Origin of the sequence: Hymenobacter terrenus (assembly GCF_000972495.1) — a bacterium.
Classification (GTDB): domain Bacteria; phylum Bacteroidota; class Bacteroidia; order Cytophagales; family Hymenobacteraceae; genus Hymenobacter; species Hymenobacter terrenus.
This window is the reverse complement of record NZ_LATM01000005.1, coordinates 193,258-210,659: the sequence shown is the minus strand read 5'-3', so window position 1 is coordinate 210,659 and position 17,402 is coordinate 193,258. Positions and strand designations below refer to the sequence as shown.

Below are 17,402 nucleotides of genomic sequence, written 5' to 3'. Positions count from 1 at the left end.
TAGCCGATGGATACTAGTTTGCTAATGCTGCCCGTCTGAATGCTCATGTTGCTGATTTCAGGTAAGCTATAGGCTCAGCGTGGTTTGTAAAGCCGACAAAAATGGAGATTAATAACAGCTGATTTTTCGCTAAAACCAATAAAAAAGCCTCGCAATTTGCGAGGCTTTTTTATTGGGTGCAGAGTCCGGTATAAGGAGCTTTGGCTAGGCTTGCTCAACCGAAAGCAACTGGTTGGGCTGTGTTTCTTCCGTTAGTTGAGTAGTGTGTTTATGCTTGAAAATGATAAAGAACAGCACTGCTATCACCAGCGCGTAAGCGGCAAATGTGAGCCAGATGCCATGCCAATCCTTGGTATTATCGGCATAAGTAAAATATTTCTGGATGATAATGCCACTCAACGAGCTGCCCAGAACGGCGCCAAAGCCATTGGTCATCATCATAAACAAGCCCTGCGCGCTAGCCCGGATAGCTGGTTCGGTCTGCGTTTCGACAAACAGGGAACCAGAGATGTTGAAAAAGTCGAATGCCATTCCGTACACGATGCACGACAAAATAATCATCCACAGGCCGGTGCCGGGATCGCCGTAAGCAAACAAGCCAAAGCGCAACACCCAGGCCAGCATGCTGAATAACATTACCTGCTTTATCCCGAAGCGCTTGAGAAAGAAAGGGATGGCCAGAATGAACAACGTTTCCGAGATTTGGGAAATGGACATGATAATAGCCGGGTATTTCACAGCTGTGGTACCTTGGTAGATGGGCGAGGTAGCAAAGTCGTGGAGAAACGTGTCGCCATAGGCATTAGTCAATTGCAGGGCCGCACCCAGCAGCAGCGTGAAAATGAAAAACGTCGCCATTTTTGGGCTCTTGAACAGCGTAAACGACTTAAGGCCTAAGGCATCAACGAGCGTTTTGCTTCCCGTTTTGCCGAGCTGAGGCGGGCATTTCGGCAGGGTAAAAGAATACAGGCCCAACAAGAAAGCCGCACCCCCCGCTACATAAAATTGCTTGGACGAAGTTTCGATGTGCAGCAAACTGACAGTCCAGAGCGCGACAATAAATCCAATGGTCCCCCACACCCGGATGGGGGGGTAGTCCTTCAATACGTCGCGTCCCTCCTTCTTAAGGATGGAGTAGGAAACGGCAATGGATAGGGCTAGCGTCGGCATGTAGAATATCATGTTGAGCAGCATCACCCAAAACATAGTCGAAGGATTGTCGACTAGTGGGACTGTACACAGCACAATGCCCCCCAGAATGTGTAGGATGCCGTAGAGCTTTTCCGCATTCACCCATTTGTCGGCCACGATACCCATGAGGGAGGGCATGAAGATGGACGCGATGCCCATGGTTGAGAAGATAGCGCCAAACTGTGCTCCCGACCATTGCTTCGTCTGAAACCAATACGCCCCAATTGTTATCAACCACGAACCCCAAATAAAGAATTGTAGGAAACTCATTACGGTGAGGCGCAACTTGGTATTCATGCGGAGTTAAGATAAAAAGTAAGGTGGGATTTTGCTGTTAAAGATACACGGCTTCCCGGCAGGAGTGGGAAACTGTACAGCGGTACTGCCCTTAATTGCTCCGTCTTTCAGCGCACGTTTTGTCATCGTTCTGATGAGCACTAACAGTTTTAAGTGCAAAAAGAAGCCCCGACTTGTGCGTGTCGGGGCTTCTTTTTAAGGGCAATTAAGTAAAAGCCTATTGCCAAATTCTGTGTCTACGCTTCGTAGCTTGGCGAGAACGTACCGGCGGGCTGTCCGTCCGCCGTCGGATAATCCGTGTAGCCATCGGCGAAACCATTGGGGCCGGGCGCGTAAAAAGTGGATGGTTCGGGCTGCGCTAACGGGAGACCGGCTTTCAGGCGCGCTACCAAATCAGGGTTTGAGATGAAGGGCCGCCCAATGGCCACGAGGTCGGCACGGCCGCTTTCCAGAGCCTCGTTAATAGAGGCCAGGTTGTCGTAGCCACCAGAGAGGATGAGCGTATTGGTGAATTTCTGCCGGATGGTGATTACCGTTTCTGCGGGTACGGCCGGGGCCCCCATGCTCGTATGGTCGACCAAGTGCAGGTACACCACGCCAATCTTTTGCAGCTCCTCGGCCAGGTAGGCGTAGGTTTCGTCGATTTCGGGATACGTACCCATATCGTTGAAAACACCCCAGGGCGATAGGCGGATGCCCGTGCGCTCCGCCCCAATGGCTTCGGCCACGGCGCGGGTTGTTTCGAGCACGAAGCGGGCGCGGTTTTGCACGCTGCCGCCGTATTCGTCGGTACGCTGGTTGGAGTGCGGGTTCAGGAATTGCTCGAGCAGGTAGCCGTTGGCGCCGTGTAGCTCTACGCCGTCGAAGCCGGCTTCGATGGCCAGCTTGGCGCTGTGCACGAACTCATCGCGCAGCTGGGCTAGTTCTTCGGTGCGAAGGGCGCGGGGCACGGGCTGAGGCTGCATCTGCTCCTGGTCGGTCCACATCTCGCCCGCAGCGGCAATGGCCGACGGCGCTATGCCTTCGGCTCCGGCAGGCAGGTTGTGCGGGTGGAAAACGCGGCCGACATGCATGAGCTGCACGAAAATGTGGCCCCCGTGATGATGCACGGTCTCAGTGACGCGCTGCCAGTTAGTGACGTGTTCCTGGTTGAATAGGCCCGGAATGCGAGCGTAGCCCAAGCCGTTGGCGGACGGCGCAGTGCCTTCCGTGATTATGAGGCCGGCCGTAGCGCGCTGGCGGTAGTATTCGGCCATTAGCTCATTGGGTACGTTGCCCGGGGCGCGGCTGCGCGTCAAGGGCGCCATTACTAGGTGGTTGGCGAGGGTGAGGGCGCCAAGCTTGGCGGGCTCAAAAGCTTTGTTTGACATGCAGAAAGAGGGCCACGGTGCGTAAGCCGTAGCTATGAGTAGATGAAACGCAGCAATAAAGAAGGTACGTACACGAATTGTTTGGACAGGGCTGATTAAGCTTTCATGAGACACAGCGTTGGTTATATCGAAAAAGCAAAAGCCCGCTCCACAGGGTGGAACGGGCTTTTGCGCTATCAATTGCTCTGTGAATTCACAGAGGTCAGCCTTAAGCGGGTGTGGCTTCGGCGAAGCGTTTGTTCACCTCGTCCCAGTTAATCAAATTGAAAAACGCGGCCACGTAGTCGGGCCGGCGGTTCTGGTACTTGAGGTAGTAGGCATGTTCCCACACATCGAGGCCTAGTACGGGAGTACCCTTGCAACCCGAGTCGGGCATCAGCGGGTTGTCTTGGTTGGGCGTCGAGCAGATTTGCACGGAGCCATCGGCCTGCTTGCACAGCCACGCCCAGCCCGAGCCAAAGCGGGTGGTAGCGGCTTTGGCAAATTCCTCTTTGAATTTATCGTAGCTGCCGAAGGTGCTCGTAATGGCTTCGCCAACGGCTCCGGTGGGCTGGCCGCCACCGTTGGGCGTCAGGATGGTCCACCACAGCGAGTGGTTCCAGTGGCCACCGCCATTGTTGCGCACGGCCGCGGGAGCCTTGGCAATGTTGTGCAGGATTTCCTCCAGGGATTGGTTTTCCAACTCAGTGCCAGCAATAGCCGCGTTCAGGTTGGTAACATAGGCCTGGTGATGTTTGGTGTGGTGGATTTCCATCGTTTGTGCGTCAAACGTGGGTTCCAGCGCATCGTAGGCGTACGGGATTTGGGGGAGGTCGAAAGCCATAGCTGAAAAGAGTTTTGGTTGGGTGTGAGAGAGCGTATGAGAAATGAGTACGTAAGACTAGTACGTAAATAAAACAGTCGGTTTCGTGCATGGTTATCACGGCCACCTATTCATTGTCAAAAGTAGATTATTACGGCTAAATTCTAGTTAGTGCCGAGATGGGTTAGCAAATAAGCTTTAAGCAGGAAAAGCGTTTTTTGCGGATAAGCTTAGTAGCGCACGGTTGGGCTATTCATCAAAATCGGGCGCGAAATTAGATTTCCTCTTGGGGCGGTACCATGGCATCGGTTATCGTTGTAGTACCAGCTCGATTACCTTTGCCAGCGAAAATACAGGGCCGTTATTCCTGCTCCAGACGACTACGACTGTATGCCAAAGCGACTACGCCAGCACGCGCGCCGGGTGAAGATGATTGTGTATCAGGAAACTTTGTTCGACCATAAAGAGCATTTGTGGACTTTCCTCGGCTCCTTCGTCGGCATTGCACTCATTGGCTTGTTGAGCCGCTCCCTGTTCGGGCCTGCCGATTCATTGCTGCTGGTTGGTTCCTTCGGGGCTTCGGCAGTGTTGGTCTACGGCGTTATCAATAGCCCATTGGCGCAGCCCCGCAACGTACTTGGTGGGCATGTACTCAGCGCTATTATAGGAGTAACAGTCCAGCACCTGGTGCCGCACGAGCTATGGCTCGCGTCGGCTCTGGCCGTCTCACTAGCCATCGTCGGTATGCAGGTGACGAAGACTTTGCATCCACCCGGCGGCGCCACGGCGTTGATTGCTAATGTGGGTTCGGCGCAAATCAAAGCGTTAGGCTACTGGTACGTTCTCATGCCCATCCTCTCGGGTGTACTTATCTTACTACTGGTGGCCTTACTCGTCAACAACTTGGCGGCGACGCGCAGCTATCCAGTGAACAAACATTGGTATAAAATCTGGCGTCGCCGGTATCATTCCTAGGCGTATCGGCCCGTCCTGCTAAGGAAGTGAGGGAGGTGGCCGGCTGATGCCTTCGCCTTTAAGATACCAAGAGCTTCATTGCTTCCGCTTCAAACTGAAAAATGTGCGCATTAAGGTTGCGCACTGCTCAGCTTGTACTCCGCTGCGCACCTGGGTGCGGGGGTGCAAGAGCTGCCCATGCCGTCGAAACCCGACTTTGGGCTCCTCAGCTCCGAAAACGACGGCTTTTAATTGGGCCCAATAGCTCGCCCCGGCGCACATCACGCACGGCTCGATGGTGACGTAGAGCGTGCAATCGGTCAGGTATTTATTGCCCACATAATTGGCGGCGGCCGTCAGGGCCAGCATTTCGGCGTGGGCCGTTACGTCGCGTAGCTGCTCGGTTTGGTTGTGGCCCCGGCCGATTATCTGCTTCTCAAATACAACGACGGCACCGATGGGAATTTCGCCGGCGGCCAGGGCTTTTTGGGCCTCGGCGAGAGCCTGGAGCATGAAATAGTCGTCAGGCTCAGCTGGTGGCATAAGGGGCATTGCGAGCGGCGCCGAGGGCAATGGCAGCGGCTATTTCATCGCAATGGCGCTCAGTACCGCTTGCGCGGTGGGCTGCCACTGGGCCTGCTCCTCGGCGGGGGCCACGAAGGTGAAAACGTACAGCTGCTGGCCCTGAATGGCGTATTGCACCGCCTGGTACCGTTTGATGGGCGCCAGCTGGGTGTTGCGCCGGGTATCCGTCACGGTCGATACAAACTCAAAATACATAAAATCGCGTCCGTTCACGGTGCGGATGTCTTCCTTCAAAAAATCAACCTTGGTATACAGCCGCTGAATGCTGGATTTGTAAATCTTCATCAGCACGCCGTAATCAAAGCTCTCGAAGGTGGTGGGCCGCACAGCCACACTGAAATCTACCCGCCCGCTGGGGTTGGAGTACACGGCCAGCGGCTTGCGTGGCGACGGGTATTTCACCGCAATGCCATCATCGGGTAGTGCCGTGAAGCCGACTGGTACGCCAACCGAGAGGCCCGAGGAGAGCTTGGTGGTAGTAAGTTTGGGCTTGGGAGCAAAGGCCGTGAGACCGAGCAACAGCAGCAGAAACGGAATAATTTTCATAGCAAGCAAAACGATACGGGGATAAAAGTAGTGCCACGACTTTGGGGGTCGTGGCACGGTGGGGGCTGCTTGCTAGCGCCGAGCGGCAGGATACTTAATTCGTACTTTCTTCCAGTACACGTAGTTGCCGGTTTTAGCTTCGACCAAGTAGGTGCCGGCCGGAATCTTGCCCAGGTCAACGGGTGCGCCGGTGTTGTTGGCAGGGTCCAGCTCAGTCTGGTAAATGATTTTATTCTTGTAGTCCGTCATTACCAGCGTGCCCGGCTTGGTGAATTGCTGGGTGAAGCTGAGCAGGATGCTGGTCGAGTTCGGCTTGGGAAAAACGTCGATGCCCGATAAAGTTTCGATGCGTTTAATTGGTCCGTCGAGCGTGACGGCATCGCCGGAGCTTTTGGATTTGATGATGGTGCCCGAGGCGTCAGACTTGGTTTTGGTTTTGACTTTGGTTTGTGCGTGGGCAGAGCCAGCCAGCAATAGAGCCGCTGCGAATACGAGGGAGGGGAGGATTTTCATGGATATCTGAAGGGGTTGAGAAGGCAAAGGAACGCAGTTACAGTCTGCCTTTGCACATCTTGTACCAAAAATACGGTTTGCCAGCCAACCCGGCATCAAACGGAGCAGCTGTTGCGGGAAAAAGCAGATACTCCGCTTTGTGAAGTGCCCGCGCTCCGGCTTGCAAGGGCCAAGGGACTTGTGCCACGCCGCACGAGTTTGCCTACGCGACCTTCCATATTTCTCCAGGCCTCTGTATAGGTTGTTACAGGCACCTGCAAATTTCTTCAGGTGCCTGTAACAAGCCATACGGGCACCTGCATTTTTCTACAGGCCTCTGTATTGCTCGTTACAGACACCTGTGCATTTCTGCAGGTGTCTGTAACGAGCAATACAGAGGCCTGCATATTTCTCCAGGTATCTGTATAGTCCCTATGGGTGCCTACCGATTTATTGGGTGTTGGTGGGGAAGGCCCAGTGGGGCGTTCAGCAAGCTCACTGCCAAAAAATTGCAACAGGGCCGGCCCAAGGGCCTAACTTTGCCCGAAACCCTCTTGCCATGCTACGTACCCATACTTGCGGCGAACTCCGCCCCGAACACATTGGTCAAACCGTTACCCTCTGCGGCTGGGTGCAGCGCACCCGCGACAAAGGCGCCATCCTCTGGATTGACTTGCGCGACCGGTACGGCCTCACCCAAATCACTCTGGAAGAAGGCGTAGAAGCCGAAACCGTGCGCGAAACCGCCCGCCACCTCGGCCGCGAGTTTGTGCTGAGCGTGACCGGCCGGGTAGCCGAGCGTTATTCCAAAAACGAAAAAATCCCGACCGGCGCCATCGAAGTCCGGCCCGAGACGCTGGAAATTCTTAACCCCGCCAAGCTGCCGCCCTTTCTTATTGAAGACGAAACCGACGGCGGTGACGACCTGCGGATGAAGTACCGCTACCTCGACCTGCGCCGCACCCCAGTGCGCAACAACCTGATGCTGCGTCACAAAATGGCCCAGGCCGTGCGCCGCTACCTCGACGGGCAGGAGTTCATTGAAGTGGAAACGCCCGTTCTCATCAAGTCTACGCCCGAAGGTGCCCGCGACTTCGTGGTGCCTTCCCGCATGAACCCCGGCGAGTTTTACGCCCTGCCGCAGTCGCCCCAGACCTTCAAACAGCTGCTCATGGTATCGGGCTTCGACCGCTACTTCCAAATCGTGAAGTGTTTCCGTGATGAAGACCTGCGCGCCGACCGCCAGCCCGAATTCACGCAGATTGACTGCGAAATGGCCTTCGTGACCCAGGAAGACATCCTCAACACCTTCGAAGGCCTCACCCGCTACCTGTTCAAGGAAATCAAGGGCCTCGATTTCCCCACCGTGCCCCGCATGACCTATGCCGACGCCATGCGCGACTACGGGAATGACAAGCCCGATACGCGCTTCGAGATGAAGTTTGTGGACCTGACCGCTACCGTAAAAGGCCAAGGCTTCCCCGTGTTCGATAATGCGGAAGTAGTCCTCGGCATCAACGCCATCACCAGTGCTGCCTATACCCGTAAGCAACTCGACGAACTGACTGATTTTGTAAAGCGCCCGCAAATTGGCGCCACTGGCCTCGTCTACGCCCGCGTGGAAGCCGATGGCCAGGTAAAATCCTCCGTTGACAAATTCTACTCGCAGGATGAATTGCGCAAATGGAGCGCTGCCTTCAACGCCAATCCCGGCGACCTGCTACTCATCCTGGCCGGCCCCGAAAGTAAAACCCGCAAAGCCATGAGCGAATTGCGCCTCGAAATGGGCCAGCGTCTGGGGCTGCGGCATAAGGACTCATTCTCCCCGCTTTGGGTCGTCGATTTTCCTCTACTCGAATTCAGCGAAGAGGAAAACCGCTACTTCGCCATGCACCATCCCTTCACCTCGCCCAAGCCCGAAGACTTGGCCTTGCTCGACTCGCCAGCTACCATCGGCCAGGCCCGTGCCAACGCGTATGACCTCGTGATAAACGGTGTGGAAGTCGGCGGCGGCTCCATCCGCATCCACGACCGCGCCGTGCAGGCCCGCATGTTCTCGCTCCTTGGCTTTACTTCTGAAGAGGCCCAAGCTCAGTTTGGCTTCCTGCTCGATGCCTTCGAGTACGGCGCCCCGCCCCATGGTGGCATCGCCTTTGGCTTCGACCGCCTCTGCTCCCTCTTCGGCGGCGCCGACTCAATCCGCGATTTCATCGCCTTCCCCAAAAACAACTCTGGCCGCGATGTAATGATTGACTCGCCCTCACCCATCTCGGATGCTCAGTTAAAAGAGTTAAGTATTGCGACGGCCGTCGTAGTAAAGTAGAGCTTAGCCTTCTGTTTATCCTTTATAGGTTAATTAAATAATTAAATATAAAAAAGTGTCTCCTGATACATCGGGAGACACTTTTTTATACAATGCCTATCGACTTTGGTAGTGCAGGCTTAAGGGCTGGAATCAGGCCTTAAAGCTTTGAAGAGCGGAGACAGATAGTGGGTCGCTATTTGACTTGATATAGGGTGCCTCAAACGTTTGTAGTGCAAAAACGTAAATTCAACGGGCAAATTGATGTGCTCGGCGAGACAGAGGGATTTGCCTTTACCTAAACGAGTAGGTTTGTATCAGTTAAACGCTCCAACGCTCGCACCAATGTTCAAGCTTTACATCTTCGCTGCAGTTGTTCTGTTTTGGACTATGTTGACCACCTCTTTGATGCGCTTGCAACTCGCATCGTCGCCGGTCTACAAGATGCGGATGCCCAGTTACCAGTCGACGCTCACTCGTGCTACTATTGTGGCACATGCTGAGGCTGCTTCTATCAATAGTTACCTATAGTTAGCTAGGGCCTTGCTATAAAAGCATGACCAATTATTTTATCATTATCGACTGATTGAGTTCCTATAACCATTATTATTCTATCATTAACCGAAAGAGCCGCACCCATTAGGTGCGGCTCTTTTATTGTCAATCAGTTAAAGTAGCTTTTAGAAGTTGCGTTCGCCCGTCTCGCGCTTACCCAACATCACTGAGCCTACCATAGCTGCCAGCAACAGCACCGAAGCCAATTCAAAAGGCAGCGCATACTGCTGAAACAGTACCAGACCAAGCCGGTCCACCATACCAATCTGCGAATCAAAACTGGTGGGGTCATAGCCAGCGGGATTTATGTTTCGCATAGCGGCTACCAATATGAGCAGCAGCGAGCCACCCGCGATGGCCGCCGCAAACTTTGCCAGGGCGGGCTTATGCGGCTCGGTTTCCTCGTTCAGGTTCAGGAACATAATCACGAACAGGAACAGCACCATGATGGCCCCAGCGTACACGATGATGTTCACGGCGGCCAGGAACTGCGCGTTCAGCAGCAGGTAGTGGCCGGAGAGCGTGAAGAACGTGAGGATGAGGAAGAGCACACTGTGCACTGGGTTTTTGGCCAGCACCACACCTAATGCACTCAGCAGGGCCACGAACGAGAGAAAAAGGAAGAGAGGGGACATAACAGCAGGTTAGAGCACCACGCCAAAAAACGTCATGCAGAGCGCAGCGAAGCATCTCGCGTGCAATGGTAACTCAATCGTGCAATAGAGCGAGCGAGATGCTTCGCTGCGCTCTGCATGACAGTTCTTTAAGCAGTCTGCAATTGCGTACGCAGCTTCTCTGCTTGCTCGGGCGTGAGCTGGATGCCGCGCTTCGAGCGGTTATCCGGCGTCACGGGCTCTACCAACCGGTCTTTGCCATAGATGAACTCGTCGCGCTCGAAGCGCGGCGGGGCCATTTTGTCGGCTTGCAGGTACACGGCCGCTTTCGGGCAGGCTTCCTCACACAGACCGCAGAAGATGCAGCGCAGCATGTTGATTTCGTAGCTCACGGCGTACTTCTCCTCACGGTAGAGGTTTTCTTCGCCCTTCTTGCGCTCGCCGGCCACCATGGTGATGGCTTCGGCGGGGCAGGCCACGGCGCAGAGGCCGCAGGCGGTGCACCGCTCCCGGCCCTGCTCGTCGCGCTTAAGCACGTGCAGGCCGCGGAAAACGGGAGAGAAGGGACGGGTCTCGTCGGGGTAGCGGACGGTGACTTGCTTCTTGGTGGCAGCACGGAAAAAGTGCCGCATGGTGATGGTCAAGCCCTGAAAAATAGCCGGCAGGTAAGCCCGCTCGGCCAGGGTCATGGGCTTCTTTTCGAGAACTTTGGCGCGTTTGCTAAGGGATTCCATGGTCGTTATTTAATCACGCCGAACGTAATCAGGCCGCCCGTCAGCATGATGTTGAAGATGGCCAGGGGGATGAGGATGGTCCAGCCCAGGCGCATCAGTTGGTCGTAGCGGAAGCGCGGCAGGGTCCAGCGCACCCACATGAAGAAGAAAATGAAGCCGAAGATTTTGGCGAACAAGCCCACCAGCCCGAGGATGGTGATGATGTTCGAGGCAGTTACCAACTCCAAGCCTTGCGACGAAACCAACCAATCGCGCAATTCATATTGAAAAGGGAAGTTGAAGCCGCCGAAGTACAGCACGCTCATCACGGCCGAAGCCACGAACACGTTGATGTACTCAGCGAATAGGTACAGACCCATTTTCATGGAGCTGTATTCCGTGTGGTAGCCGCCAATTAACTCGGTTTCGCACTCCGGCAAGTCGAAGGGCGTCCGGTTGGTCTCGGCGAAGGCGCACACGATGAAGATGACAAAGCCCAGCGGCTGCTTGGCAATATTCCAGAAGTGCCACTCGCCGGCCACCGATTGTTGCAGCGTGATTTCGCGCAGCGACAACGTGCCCGACATCATCAGCACGGCAATCAGGGCGAGGCCCATGGCGATTTCGTAGCTGATGTTTTGCGAAGCAGCGCGGATGGCGCCGAGCAACGAGAACTTATTGTTCGAAGCCCAACCGCCAATCATGATGCCGTAAACGCCCAGCGACACCATGCCGAACACGTAGAGCATGCCGACGTTGATTTCAATGCCCTGCAGGTGAATCGCGGTTTCGCCAAACTGCAGCACATTGCCGAACGGAATAACCGCCGACGACATGAGCGCCGTGACCATTGCCAAGCAGGGACCAAAAACGAACAGCGCCCGGTTGGCACCAGCTGGGAAGAACTCCTCTTTGGTAAAGAGCTTCACGGCATCTGCCAGGGGCTGCAGCAGGCCGAAGGGACCCGCGCGGTCCGGGCCGACCCGGTCCTGCAGAAACGCGGCAATCACGCGCTCGGCATAAGTAGAATATGTGGCAATCAGCAACGAAACGCCGAAAACTACCAGAACGACGAGGCCTTGCCAGCCCAGAGCGGGAAGAGTCATATTATAAGATAATTGTCACGCCTAGCCAAGCTGAACGTGACAGTTGATTTAGCCATTGATGCCGCCTAAACGGAGGGGAGGGTTGCGTTCCAGTTCGCGGGTGGTGCTCTCCGGTAAGTCGGCTAGCACTTGGGGGTTGATGACCGGCAGCTCGTAGTGGTTGGCCGAGATGACTGAGGCGCGGTTGATGTGCGCCGGGCCTTCCAGCACCCAGTCCGAGGTTTCCTTTTTGTCGAAGCGGCAGGTGTTGCAAATCCACTCTTTCACTTCGCCGTACTGGTCTTTGCGAGCCGTCACGCGGAGGACGTCCTTGCCTTTGTACCAAAGAGTTACTTTGCCGCAGCACTTTTCGTTTTCGCAGTCGCGGTGGGCGTTCACAGGCTTCGTGAACCACACGCGCTGCTTGAAGCGGAAGGTTTTATCGGTCAGCGCGCCCACCGGGCATACGTCGATGACGTTGCCGCTGAACTCGTTGTCGATGATGTTCTCGATGTATGTGCCGATTTCCGAAGCATCGCCGCGGCCCAGCACGCCGTGCACGCGCTCGGGGGTGAGCTGGTCGGCGGTGTACACGCAGCGGTAGCACAGGATGCAGCGTGTCATGTGCAGTTGGATGAGCGGGCCGATGTCGATTTTCTCGAAGGTGCGGCGCTCTTCCTCGTAGCGGGTGGTGCTCACGCCGTGCTCGAAGGCAAAGTCCTGCAGGTCGCACTCGCCGGCCTGGTCGCACACCGGGCAGTCGAGCGGGTGGTTGATGAGCAGCATTTCTACGATGCCCTTGCGCACGTCCATCACCTGCTGCGAGGTCGTATTTTCGACCACCATGCCGTCTTGCACCGTCGTGATGCACGAGGCCACCAGCTTGGGCATGGGGCGCGGGTCTTTGGCCGAGCCGGCCGCCACGCGCACCAGGCATGCACGGCATTTGCCGCCGGTGCCCTTCAGCGGGGTGTAGTAGCACATGGCGGGCGGCACCACGCCCCCGCCAATTTGGCGGGCCGCGTTCAGGATAGTGGTTCCGTCCGGAACCTCTACCTCAATGCCGTCGAAGGTTATTTTAGCCATTGTATAGAAGGATAATCGTCAGGAAGTTTAAGCCAACACCGCCGCGCCGCGGTATGCTGCGCCAGGAGCAGTGGCCTCTTTGGGATTAGTCACGTGCCACTCAAACTCGTGGCGGAAGTGACGCACTGCGGCAGCTACTGGCCACGCCGCGGCTTCGCCGAGCGGGCAGATGGTGTTGCCTTCAATCTGCTTGGCTACGCTCACAATCAAGTCGATGTCGTGCATCGAGCCGTGACCGTGTTCGAGGCGGTGCAGTACTTTTTCGAGCCAGCCCGTGCCCTCACGGCAGGGCGAGCACTGCCCGCACGACTCGTGGTGGTAGAAGCGGCTGAAGTTCCAGGTGTTCTTCACGATACACGTGGTTTCGTCCATTGCAATAAAGCCACCAGAGCCCAACATAGTGCCCGTGATGAAGCCGCCGTCGGACAGCGACTCATAGGTCATCAGGCGGTTTTCGCCGGCTGCGGTTTTCAGGATAAGCTCCTTGGGCAGAATCGGAACCGACGAACCACCAGCCACTACAGCTTTCAGGTCGCGCCCTTTCCAGATGCCGCCGCAGTACTCATCGGAGTATATGAATTCCTCGACTGGCACGCCCAGCTCAATTTCATAGATGCCGGGCTTGTTCAGGTGGCCGCAAGCCGAAATCAGCTTGGTGCCGGTGCTTTTGCCCACGCCCAGTTTGGCGTACTCGTCGCCGCCCTCGTTCACAATCGGAACTACTGCTGCGATGGTTTCCACGTTGTTTACCACCGTGGGGCGGGCGTAAAGGCCCTGCACAGCGGGGAATGGCGGCTTGTTGCGCGGGTTGCCGCGCTTGCCTTCCAGCGACTCCAGCAAGGCAGTTTCCTCACCGCAGATGTAGGCGCCAGCGCCGGGGTGCACGTGCAAGTCGAGCGAGTAGCCCGAGCCGAGGATGTTCTCGCCCAGGAAACCAGCCGCGTAGGCTTCGGCAATGGCCTTTTCCAGAATGCGCAGCACGTACAACAACTCGCCGCGGATGTAGATGTAGCTGGTGCGCGCGCCCAGGGCGTAGCTGCCCGTAATCATGCCCTCGATGAGCAAATGGGGCAGTTTCGACATCAACTGACGGTCCTTAAAGGTGCCGGGCTCCGATTCGTCGGCGTTGCAGACGAGGTAGCGCGGCACGCCTTCAGGCTTGGCCAGGAAGCTCCATTTCATGCCCGTGGGGAAACCGGCGCCGCCGCGGCCACGCAGGCCCGACTTCTTCACTTCCTCCACCACTTCGTCGGGCGTCATGGTTTTGAGCGCCTTCTCCACGGAGCGGTAGCCGCCGTGCTTGCGGTACACGTCGAAGGTGTCAATGCCTTCGACGTTGATATGTTCAGTTAATAGCTTGCGTCCCATCTACTTGTTTTCTAAACGTGCGAGCCGATTTTCGATGCCGTCTAGGCGCTGCCGAGTCGCGCCTGCTTCCTCGCGGAACGCATCAATAATCATAGTGGTGTTGGCGCGGTCAGCTTCCATCAGCATCTCGAAACGCTTGTTAGTTTCTTTCTGCTGGCTCAGCATAATTTCAGCCATCCGGTTAATGGAAGCCTTCATGTCGTGCATTTCGATTAAAATCTCTGACACGACTAGCGGCAAATCCTGATTCTGTTCGGCCATGAGCTTAGTAGTTTTTGAGCGAGTTGGGCAAGCCCGTCTCCTCCCAAGGTAATATCGGACGGTGCACTAAGCTCTTCAATTCGTTCAGCATGGCGTCCACTGCTTCCGGTGTGTCGAGCTGCTCGTAGTATTTCTCGCGCACCTGCACGATGGGGGCGAAGCCGCATGCGGCCAAGCACTCCACTTCCTTCAGGGTGAAGGTACCGTCCGGAGAGGTGCCGCCCACTTTGGCGCCGGTGATGCGCTCCAAGTGCTCCGTCAATTCGTCCGAACCGCGCAGCATGCAGGGGCCCGTGCGGCAGATTTCCAGCACGTGCTTGCCCACCGGCTTCAGGTTGTATTGGGTATAGAAGGACGATACCTCGTACACTTCAATGGGCTTGATGCCAAGAGTTTCGGCAACCAAGTCCTGTACTTCGGGGCTTACCCAACCGCCGAACTCAGCTTGCGCAATGTGCAAAATCGGCAGCAGGGCCGACTTGCTCCGGTCTTCCGGATAATGCGTGAGCAGGCGCTTGATTTCCGCTTGCGCGGCGGGAGAAAATTGCGGTTTGGTAGGCGCGGTGGTCGGCTCCATATCAATCAGATTCACAGAAAACTAGGCGTCCAGCTCGCCGGCGATGACGTTCATGGACGAGAGAATGACAATGGCGTCCGACAGCGTCGTGCCCACGGCCATTTCCGGGTAAGCTTGGTAATAGATGAAGCACGGCCGGCGGAAGTGCAGGCGGTAAGGCGTGCGGCCGCCGTCCGAAATCAGGTAGAAACCCAACTCGCCGTTGCCGCCTTCCACCGAGTGATACACTTCACCAACCGGGGCGTCAATCTCGCCCATGATGATTTTGAAGTGGTAAATCAGGGCCTCCATGTTCTTGTACACTTCCTGCTTGGCGGGCAGGTAGTAGTGCGGCGCATCGGCGTGGTAGGGACCTTCGGGCAGGTTTTCCAGCGCTTGCTTGATGATGCGCAGGCTCTGCCAAATCTCCTCGTTGCGCACGATGAAACGGTCGTAGGTGTCGCCGTTGGTGCCCACCGGAATGTCGAACTCGAAATCTTCGTAAGAAGAATAAGGGTTCATGGCGCGCACGTCGTAGTCGACGCCGGCAGCCCGCAGGTTGGGGCCGGTGAAGCCGTAATTCAATGCCTTCTCCGCCGAAATTGGGCCCACGTTCACCACGCGGTCCATGAAAATGCGGTTGCGGTTGAACATCGACTCGAACTCCTTCATCACGGCCGGGAAGGTCTTCAGCCAGTCGCGCAGCTTCTGCAGCGCCACGGGCGAAAAATCCCGCTCCATGCCGCCCACGCGGCCCATGTTGGTGGTCAGGCGCGAGCCGCACACCTCCTCGTAGATTTCGTATATCTTCTCGCGCTCCTGGAACACATACAGAAAGCCGGTGAAGGCACCCGTGTCAACGCCAAGAATCGAGTTACAAATCAGGTGGTCGGCAATGCGAGCCAACTCCATCATAATCACGCGCATGTATTGCGCCCGCTTGGGCACGGTCACGCCGAGCAGCTTCTCCACCGTCATGTGCCAGCCCATGTTGTTGATGGGCGACGAACAGTAGTTCATCCGGTCGGTGAGCGGCGTGATTTGGTAGAACGGCCGGCGCTCCGCGATTTTCTCAAACGCGCGGTGGATGTAGCCGATGGTGGGCACGCCCGACACAATCCGCTCGCCATCCATTTGCAGGATGTTCTGGAAAATGCCGTGGGTGGCCGGGTGCGTGGGGCCCAGGTTCAGCGTCGTCAGCTCTTGGCTGAAGTCGTTGAGCAGGGGCATGAGCTGGCCGTGGCGCTGCGCAGCGGCCTCCTCGTGTATTTTATGGGTGCCTTCCAGCGTGTCGTTTACTGCCATTTTACTATTGTCATCCTGAGCGCAGCGAAGGACCTTATCACGTCCGCGCCGCAGGTTGTTTCTATAAATTCTGGCGAAAGCAGCGGTGATAAGATGCTTCCTTCGTCAGCATGACAAATGGCCTAGCGGCCGAAAAACAGGTCGGTTTTGTCTTCGCGGGTACCGTCTTCCAGCGGATATTCCCGCCGCATGGGATGGTAGTCCATGTCCTCCACGTTGAGGATGCGAATGAGATTGGGGTGACCGGTGAAGATGACGCCGAAGAAGTCGTAAGCCTCGCGCTCCATCCAGTTGGCGGTGGCATAGAGGTCGGTCAGGGTCGGCACCACCGGGTCGGTGATGGAGAAGAAGATTTTAATCCGCAGGCGGATGTTCTGTGTCAGGCTGTGCAGGTGGTAAATCATGCCCAGTTCCTGGCCCTCGTTCTCGGGGTAGTTGATGCCACACATCGTCGTTAGGAAATGAAACTTGATTTCCTGGTCCTGCTGCAAGCCGGCGATGATGTCGTGGATGCGCTCCCGCGTGGTAGTCACCGTGAGGAGGCCGTGAGGCTCCTCGACATCGGTGAACGTGGCCTCGCCAAACAACTTGTGCAGCAAAGCCAGCACCCGCGCATTCTGGACCTTAATCGGGTCTTCGGCAACGGGAGCTTCGGGAGCGGCGGCAGATTCCTGAGGATTCATTCGGGGGTGGTAAGGGCCGGAGATTGAAGAAAAGGCAGTCTTTTCTCCAATCTCCAACTGCCTGATGCAGATTACTTAATGTTGTACGACGCCAGCAGGGCCTGATACTCGGGGGCGTTGCGGCGGCGGAAAGATTCGTTCTTGGCGAGGTCCTGCACGCGCATCAAACCGTCAAGCACTTGCTCGGGGCGGGGCGGGCAGCCGGGCACGTACACGTCGACCGGGATGATGCGGTCGATGCCTTGCAGCACCGAGTACGAGTCAAAGATGCCGCCCGAGCAGGCGCAGGCGCCCATGGCCAGCACCCAGCGGGGCTCAGCCATTTGCTCGTACACTTGCTTCACGATGGGGGCCATCTTCTTAGCAATGGTGCCCATCACCATGAGCAAGTCGGCCTGGCGGGGCGAGAAGCTGGGCCGCTCGGAGCCGAAGCGCGAGATGTCGTAGTGCGAGCCCATGGTGGCCATGAACTCGATGCCGCAGCAAGAAGTAGCGAAAGGCAAAGGCCAGAGCGAGTTGGCGCGGGCAATGCCCACCACTTTTTCCAGCGAGGTGGCGAAGAAGCCAGCGCCTTCAATGCCCTCGGGGGCCTCGACAGTTTTGATTTCTGGAACTCGGGTATCCATAGTTGAGATGG

General features: G+C 56.4%; 18 protein-coding genes. 2 read left to right on the top strand and 16 right to left on the bottom strand.

The genetic code is table 11. The features are described from left to right. Positions 1-204: 204 nt before the first annotated feature. The 3 genes from WX88_RS10195 to WX88_RS10185 form a co-directional block, all read right to left on the bottom strand. Positions 205-1,488, bottom strand: coding sequence for a nucleoside permease (locus tag WX88_RS10195; protein ID WP_046244237.1), 1,284 nt, complete (start codon positions 1,486-1,488; stop codon positions 205-207). A 236-nt stretch (positions 1,489-1,724) separates the two neighbouring features. Beyond that, on the bottom strand, positions 1,725-2,858 hold the full coding sequence (locus WX88_RS10190) for an alkene reductase (RefSeq protein WP_046244236.1): 1,134 nt from the start codon (positions 2,856-2,858) through the stop codon (positions 1,725-1,727). A 208-nt stretch (positions 2,859-3,066) separates the two neighbouring features. Beyond that, complete coding sequence (locus WX88_RS10185) at positions 3,067-3,681, bottom strand: superoxide dismutase (RefSeq protein ID WP_046244235.1); 615 nt, start codon at positions 3,679-3,681, stop codon at positions 3,067-3,069. 369 nt (positions 3,682-4,050) lie between these two features. Between WX88_RS10185 and WX88_RS10180 the strand changes: the two genes are divergently transcribed. Further along, entirely contained in the window at positions 4,051-4,635 is a 585-nt protein-coding gene (locus WX88_RS10180; RefSeq protein ID WP_046244234.1) for an HPP family protein, read from the top strand. A gap of 75 nt (positions 4,636-4,710) precedes the next feature. On the opposite strand, the gene WX88_RS10175 is transcribed toward WX88_RS10180, so the two are convergent. From WX88_RS10175 to WX88_RS10165, 3 genes are all read right to left on the bottom strand, one after another. Beyond that, positions 4,711-5,157 carry a nucleoside deaminase gene (locus WX88_RS10175; RefSeq protein WP_046244233.1) on the bottom strand — a complete coding sequence of 149 codons (447 nt, stop codon included), beginning with the start codon at positions 5,155-5,157 and terminating at the stop codon, positions 4,711-4,713. A 39-nt stretch (positions 5,158-5,196) separates the two neighbouring features. Continuing rightward, positions 5,197-5,745, bottom strand: a complete 549-nt coding sequence (locus WX88_RS10170) for a hypothetical protein (RefSeq protein ID WP_046244232.1) — start codon at positions 5,743-5,745, stop codon at positions 5,197-5,199. Positions 5,746-5,817: 72 nt separating this feature from the next. After that, entirely contained in the window at positions 5,818-6,258 is a 441-nt protein-coding gene (locus WX88_RS10165; protein ID WP_046244231.1) for a hypothetical protein, read from the bottom strand. Positions 6,259-6,796: 538 nt separating this feature from the next. Here WX88_RS10165 and aspS point away from each other — a divergent pair. Next, positions 6,797-8,560, top strand: a complete 1,764-nt coding sequence (aspS, locus tag WX88_RS10160) for an aspartate--tRNA ligase (RefSeq protein WP_046244230.1) — start codon at positions 6,797-6,799, stop codon at positions 8,558-8,560. Positions 8,561-9,219: 659 nt separating this feature from the next. On the opposite strand, the gene WX88_RS10150 is transcribed toward aspS, so the two are convergent. From WX88_RS10150 to WX88_RS10105, 10 genes are all read right to left on the bottom strand, one after another. Beyond that, positions 9,220-9,729, bottom strand: a complete 510-nt coding sequence (locus WX88_RS10150) for an NADH-quinone oxidoreductase subunit J family protein (protein ID WP_046244228.1) — start codon at positions 9,727-9,729, stop codon at positions 9,220-9,222. Positions 9,730-9,857: 128 nt separating this feature from the next. Continuing rightward, the gene (locus tag WX88_RS10145; RefSeq protein ID WP_046244227.1) at positions 9,858-10,442 is read right to left on the bottom strand and encodes a NuoI/complex I 23 kDa subunit family protein; all 585 of its coding nucleotides are present in this window, start codon (positions 10,440-10,442) and stop codon (positions 9,858-9,860) included. Between the two features lie 5 nt (positions 10,443-10,447). Next, positions 10,448-11,527 carry an NADH-quinone oxidoreductase subunit NuoH gene (gene nuoH, locus WX88_RS10140; protein WP_046244226.1) on the bottom strand — a complete coding sequence of 360 codons (1,080 nt, stop codon included), beginning with the start codon at positions 11,525-11,527 and terminating at the stop codon, positions 10,448-10,450. Between the two features lie 48 nt (positions 11,528-11,575). Further along, on the bottom strand, positions 11,576-12,592 hold the full coding sequence (locus WX88_RS10135; RefSeq protein ID WP_046244225.1) for a 2Fe-2S iron-sulfur cluster-binding protein: 1,017 nt from the start codon (positions 12,590-12,592) through the stop codon (positions 11,576-11,578). A gap of 27 nt (positions 12,593-12,619) precedes the next feature. Continuing rightward, positions 12,620-13,960, bottom strand: coding sequence for an NADH-quinone oxidoreductase subunit NuoF (gene nuoF / locus WX88_RS10130; RefSeq protein ID WP_046244224.1), 1,341 nt, complete (start codon positions 13,958-13,960; stop codon positions 12,620-12,622). Then, the gene (locus tag WX88_RS10125; RefSeq protein WP_046244223.1) at positions 13,961-14,221 is read right to left on the bottom strand and encodes a hypothetical protein; all 261 of its coding nucleotides are present in this window, start codon (positions 14,219-14,221) and stop codon (positions 13,961-13,963) included. Positions 14,222-14,225: 4 nt separating this feature from the next. Further along, positions 14,226-14,798: an NADH-quinone oxidoreductase subunit NuoE family protein gene (locus WX88_RS10120; RefSeq protein WP_046244222.1), complete on the bottom strand. Its 573-nt coding sequence runs from the start codon at positions 14,796-14,798 to the stop codon at positions 14,226-14,228. Positions 14,799-14,819: 21 nt separating this feature from the next. Further along, a complete protein-coding gene (locus WX88_RS10115; RefSeq protein ID WP_046244293.1) occupies positions 14,820-16,007 on the bottom strand; it encodes an NADH dehydrogenase (quinone) subunit D in 1,188 nt (395 codons plus the stop codon). Positions 16,008-16,204: 197 nt separating this feature from the next. Beyond that, on the bottom strand, positions 16,205-16,765 hold the full coding sequence (locus WX88_RS10110; protein WP_082115957.1) for an NADH-quinone oxidoreductase subunit C: 561 nt from the start codon (positions 16,763-16,765) through the stop codon (positions 16,205-16,207). Between the two features lie 71 nt (positions 16,766-16,836). Continuing rightward, on the bottom strand, positions 16,837-17,391 hold the full coding sequence (locus WX88_RS10105) for an NADH-quinone oxidoreductase subunit B (protein WP_046244221.1): 555 nt from the start codon (positions 17,389-17,391) through the stop codon (positions 16,837-16,839). Positions 17,392-17,402 lie beyond the last annotated feature (11 nt).

Coding starts and splice junctions, on each gene's coding strand:
- WX88_RS10135 (WP_046244225.1), bottom strand. CDS start 12,592: ATGGCTAAAATAACCTTCGACGGCATTGAGGTAGAGGTTCCGGACGGA.
- WX88_RS10115 (WP_046244293.1), bottom strand. CDS start 16,007: ATGCCCCTGCTCAACGACTTCAGCCAAGAGCTGACGACGCTGAACCTG.
- WX88_RS10170 (WP_046244232.1), bottom strand. CDS start 5,745: ATGAAAATTATTCCGTTTCTGCTGCTGTTGCTCGGTCTCACGGCCTTT.
- WX88_RS10190 (WP_046244236.1), bottom strand. CDS start 2,858: ATGTCAAACAAAGCTTTTGAGCCCGCCAAGCTTGGCGCCCTCACCCTC.
- WX88_RS10175 (WP_046244233.1), bottom strand. CDS start 5,157: ATGCCACCAGCTGAGCCTGACGACTATTTCATGCTCCAGGCTCTCGCC.
- WX88_RS10180 (WP_046244234.1), top strand. CDS start 4,051: ATGCCAAAGCGACTACGCCAGCACGCGCGCCGGGTGAAGATGATTGTG.
- WX88_RS10185 (WP_046244235.1), bottom strand. CDS start 3,681: ATGGCTTTCGACCTCCCCCAAATCCCGTACGCCTACGATGCGCTGGAA.
- WX88_RS10150 (WP_046244228.1), bottom strand. CDS start 9,729: ATGTCCCCTCTCTTCCTTTTTCTCTCGTTCGTGGCCCTGCTGAGTGCA.
- WX88_RS10110 (WP_082115957.1), bottom strand. CDS start 16,765: ATGAATCCTCAGGAATCTGCCGCCGCTCCCGAAGCTCCCGTTGCCGAA.
- nuoF (WP_046244224.1), bottom strand. CDS start 13,960: ATGGGACGCAAGCTATTAACTGAACATATCAACGTCGAAGGCATTGAC.
- WX88_RS10195 (WP_046244237.1), bottom strand. CDS start 1,488: ATGAATACCAAGTTGCGCCTCACCGTAATGAGTTTCCTACAATTCTTT.
- WX88_RS10125 (WP_046244223.1), bottom strand. CDS start 14,221: ATGGCCGAACAGAATCAGGATTTGCCGCTAGTCGTGTCAGAGATTTTA.
- WX88_RS10120 (WP_046244222.1), bottom strand. CDS start 14,798: ATGGAGCCGACCACCGCGCCTACCAAACCGCAATTTTCTCCCGCCGCG.
- nuoH (WP_046244226.1), bottom strand. CDS start 11,527: ATGACTCTTCCCGCTCTGGGCTGGCAAGGCCTCGTCGTTCTGGTAGTT.
- aspS (WP_046244230.1), top strand. CDS start 6,797: ATGCTACGTACCCATACTTGCGGCGAACTCCGCCCCGAACACATTGGT.
- WX88_RS10105 (WP_046244221.1), bottom strand. CDS start 17,391: ATGGATACCCGAGTTCCAGAAATCAAAACTGTCGAGGCCCCCGAGGGC.
- WX88_RS10165 (WP_046244231.1), bottom strand. CDS start 6,258: ATGAAAATCCTCCCCTCCCTCGTATTCGCAGCGGCTCTATTGCTGGCT.
- WX88_RS10145 (WP_046244227.1), bottom strand. CDS start 10,442: ATGGAATCCCTTAGCAAACGCGCCAAAGTTCTCGAAAAGAAGCCCATG.